Annotated in this window: 1 protein-coding gene; it reads right to left on the bottom strand. The window is 57.8% G+C overall.

Annotated elements, in window-relative coordinates:
- Positions 1-68: 68 nt before the first annotated feature.
- On the bottom strand, positions 69-542 hold the full coding sequence (locus BRX37_RS26360) for a hypothetical protein (protein WP_125990381.1): 474 nt from the start codon (positions 540-542) through the stop codon (positions 69-71).
- Positions 543-790: the final 248 nt, after the last annotated feature.

The raw sequence follows: 790 nt of genomic DNA, 5'->3' as shown, positions 1-790 counted from the left end.
TCCCGAAGATCCTGTGATAGCGTTCGTGCCATCCATGCTGGCCTCCTGCCACCAGCAGGAAGGCTGAATCACAACGGCGCCGCGAAGGGAATCCCTGACGAGTCAGATCGTGTGGAAACCGCTCTAAGGCCGCCCATGAGCATCGTGCGAACAGAACTGGAGAGCAGTCGATCCTTGAGAGAGCCGATGCGATTCGTGCAGCTCTGGATCTGCGCAGCTGGGACGCCGCCGGAAGGGCTCTCGCGACAATCGGGGTCGGTTTGGAAGCTGCCGTGCGTAAAAGCAAGAAGGCGTCCGCCAAGATCGTAGGGCTGACGCTGTATGATCTGCGTAGTGGCGGGAATCGGATCAAAGCCTCCGATCTGGATACCGCGCAGTGCAGATACGGTTTGCTTCAGATTGAAAAGCGGCGGCCGCCAGACGCTGTTTCGTTTGAGCGATGGTGGCCCGAGAATCCAGACTATCTGCGCGCCTGTCCGGAGATGAAAGTTGAGGAGGTTCTGCCAGATCGGACGGAATTCGAACTTTATCGCGCGCAACATTTTGAGGCGCGACGCCGTACGCGTTCCGAGCGGGAGAAGCGGAAACGCGAACACCGGGCTAAGCGCAAGAAACTCTCGCAACAACTGACTAAGCAGCGGAAGGAAGAGGCCTCACGTCTCCCGTAACCGTCCGATTGGGACCGCCTGCCTAATGGAGCGATAATTTCTTAAGAGACGGTCATAGCGACGTCGCTAACGACGTCTCTTGATCGGGGATTGCGATGAGGGCGGAAATACTGGGTCAGGAA

Origin of the sequence: Sphingomonas sp. S-NIH.Pt3_0716 (assembly GCF_003950715.1) — a bacterium.
Taxonomy (GTDB): Bacteria; Pseudomonadota; Alphaproteobacteria; order Sphingomonadales; family Sphingomonadaceae; genus Sphingobium; species Sphingobium yanoikuyae_A.
The sequence above is the reverse complement of the archived record's forward strand: the minus strand, read 5'-3'. Positions and strand labels throughout refer to the sequence as shown.